This is a genomic window from Kocuria marina (genome assembly GCF_000786655.1).
Taxonomy (GTDB): Bacteria; Actinomycetota; Actinomycetes; order Actinomycetales; family Micrococcaceae; genus Kocuria; species Kocuria marina_A.
In genome coordinates, this window is the sequence record NZ_JROM01000044.1 from 1 (window position 1) to 2,848 (window position 2,848).

Here is a 2,848-nt window from a genome sequence, read left to right on the forward strand (position 1 = left end):
GCCTGCCCGGGCCTAGAAGTTTCCCTCAGCCAGCTCCTTGAGCGCGGCCTTCTCCAGCTCTGCCTCGGCGAGCAGCCGCTTGAGCGTGGCGTTCTGCTTCTCCAGTTCCCTGAGGCGCTTCGCGTCGTCGGCCTTCAGCCCGCCGTACTGGTTACGCCACCGGTAATACGTCTGCTCGGACACTCCGAGCTCTCGACACACCCCGGCGATGTCGCTACCGCCCGCGAGCATCCTGTCGGCCTGCCCGAGCTTACGGACGACCTGCTCCGAGGTGTGACGCTTCCTGCTGTTCGACATGATCTGACCAGTCTCACTGCCCGGACCCCCGGGCAACAGGACGACTCACACAACCACCGGACCTACCAAACGGGGTCAGCCCACGACGGCGAGCACCCCGCAAGCCGGACAGCCCACCAGTGACGGCACGGTCTCGACCACCAGGGTGAACGAGGAGCGGTGCCGCTCGATCGTGAGCACGTGGACATCGGGCAGGTCGAAGAGCGCGCACGCCGGCGCGCACATAGCATGGGACACATCGAGGCCTTCGAGGACGGTTGGATTCAGCACCCCCATCCTGGAGGCCTCGACCCCTACCCGACCCCCGTGACACGCACCCCGCTTGGGCCCTTACCCACACTCATTTGGGAAGGGCCCGTTATCGTGGCCCCGGCCGTACCGGGCCAATAGCTACCGCACTAACCGTCCTAGTGACACTAATCGAAACTAGGGAAAGTTAATATGACACTTATGAGAAAACTCATTGGTTTCACCGCCGCAACATTGTTGGTGATCCTGCTACTCGTGGAGGTATATCGCGCCCGCGGGGGTCTAGTTATGACGGAGGCCATCCTTGGCATCATCGTGATGTGCGCAGTCGGCTGGGCCAGTGCACGTGCTCTAACAAAGCGTGGCGGGCATCTCGATGCTGGACACGATATTGCCGTGCAAGCGTCATCTAACCCAGTGCACCCATCGGTTAATCCAGGCTCAGGGCTAGCCCAGCAAGGTGCCGGTCATGTGGGGGAAGCTAGGTCGCCACTGGACGCTGCTTCAGCCGCGCATGGCATTAAAATCCGCACGTTGATAAGCGAAAGTAAACGTCGGGAAGCCTATAACCTACTGCGTTCTCAGATTACCGACCCAAGTTTTATGGAATACTTCCCGGCACGTAACATAGTTATCGCGGGGAGACGTATCGAAGACCCTGCAATGACGATTCTGGCGGCTCTAGATGAAAACCGCAATGTAGTTGGCGCCGCCTACTTCGGTCCTGAATGGAATGTCATCATTCAGAATCAAATCTCTGGTATCTCATTCCAGCAGAGCATGGCCGCTTACGAAACCGTAAAAATTCTACACGGGATCGCCACAATCCCGTCAGCACGAGGTAAGGGTCTGGGGCGGCTACTGTTGCGGGCGGTAGAAGAGAACGTCCTCAGCGCCGGGTCGATAGCCCTCGCCGGCGTCGCGGACACCCATGAGATCGACTTTTACAAGCGATGTGGGTATCAGCCTCTTGGGCAAGATGTGGCCCTCCTCATGAAATCCCCCGTCAAGTTTGGTATGGCCTCTCTAACCATCGCATTACCCATTAGTGGTTCTAGTCAATGGTTTGCTAAGGCACTCATGGGTGAAGGCGCTGTTGGGGGGTGTTGCTTAAAGGAACACAGGAAAACTCAGGAATTTATGCTTACACAAGGTAATCTCACCACGGTGGTGGATTGCTAGACATATAGATAGATGTTTGGAAAATTTATGATGATGGAAATTGATTACCGTAGGTAACATAGAAATTTTGTTTCTTTGATAAGACACCTGTAAATTACGGTCACCTCGCCTACTTATTGGCTGTCTAATGTGCCTAGGCAGCGTTTTTAATTGAATAACTGTCCGACGGTGTGTGCGCTGGAGTTGGTGAGGCGTTTGCGGGAGTGGTCGTAGCGGCGTGTGGTGCGCGGGTCGGCGTGGCCGAGGGAATCCTGTAAATGGTGCAGCGGTACCCCGAGCTCCAGGGCGAGGGTGGCGTGGGTGTGGCGTAGCACGTGGGAGGACATCGGCTTAATGATCCCGGCCTTCCTGGCCAGACAGGCCAGGGTGGTATGCGCGTTGCTCCTGGCCCAGGGGCGCCCATTGCGGGTGGTGAAGATCAGTCGGTCGGCTTCACACCCGGTGGCCAACTCAGTACCCAGGACACCGACCAGCCCGTACAACGCCGCAGCGGTGTGCTCGGGTAGAGCAACCACCGCTTTCTTCCCGCCCTTACGGCGGATCACCAACCGGTCCGAGGACAACCCCGCCTGCGTGGCTGCCAGGGCTTCACTGATCCGCACCCCGGTAGAGAGCAACAAGTCCACCAGGGCGTGGGACCTGGGGGAGTCGGCCACCGCCGCGTCCAACAGGCGCATCGCTTCCCGGCGGGTAAGGGCTGCGGTGGTGGTGTGGTCCTGATCCACCGAAGGCCGCCCCACATACTGGGCGGGGTTCTTGGACACCGCCCCCACGGTGATCGCGTAGGTATAGAACGCGGAAACCGCCGCCAGCCGGCGTGCCAGTGTGGTGTCCGCATCCCCGGCCGCATTCCGGGCGCGGGCGAACACATCCACATGCGCCCGACTCGCCTGCAGCAGGTCCACGGCACCGGTGTCGAGGAACTTACAGAACAGGCGCGCATCCACCCGGTAGGAGGCACGGGTGTTCGCGGATGGATAAGAAGCCAACCACGACCCGACCAACCGGCCGTGAGTGTCCGCGTTGGGTGCAGACACGGTTCGATGGACGATCTGGGTGGTTTCGGTCACACCCACCATCCTACCGGCTCTTCCGTAACATAACAGACATTATGGGCCCT

Annotated in this window: 2 protein-coding genes and 2 pseudogenes; 1 reads left to right on the forward strand and 3 read right to left on the reverse strand. The window is 59.4% G+C overall.

Annotated elements, in window-relative coordinates; translation table 11 throughout:
* Nucleotides 1-297 (reverse strand): annotated as a pseudogene (locus tag AS25_RS09985) (transposase); the annotation flags it as partial.
* Between the two features lie 84 nt (nucleotides 298-381).
* Nucleotides 382-567: pseudogene (locus AS25_RS14295) on the reverse strand (ISL3 family transposase); the annotation flags it as partial.
* A 171-nt stretch (nucleotides 568-738) separates the two neighbouring features.
* Here AS25_RS14295 and AS25_RS14300 point away from each other — a divergent pair.
* Nucleotides 739-1,728, forward strand: coding sequence for a GNAT family N-acetyltransferase (locus tag AS25_RS14300; protein ID WP_084118140.1), 990 nt, complete (start codon nucleotides 739-741; stop codon nucleotides 1,726-1,728).
* 146 nt (nucleotides 1,729-1,874) lie between these two features.
* Here AS25_RS14300 and AS25_RS09990 read toward each other — a convergent pair whose 3' ends face one another.
* A complete protein-coding gene (locus AS25_RS09990) occupies nucleotides 1,875-2,798 on the reverse strand; it encodes a tyrosine-type recombinase/integrase (protein WP_172644441.1) in 924 nt (307 codons plus the stop codon).
* Nucleotides 2,799-2,848 lie beyond the last annotated feature (50 nt).

Excerpts from the sequence above, each read along its gene's own strand:
- AS25_RS14300 (WP_084118140.1), top strand. The coding sequence starts at position 739 with ATGACACTTATGAGAAAACTCATTGGTTTCACCGCCGCAACATTGTTG.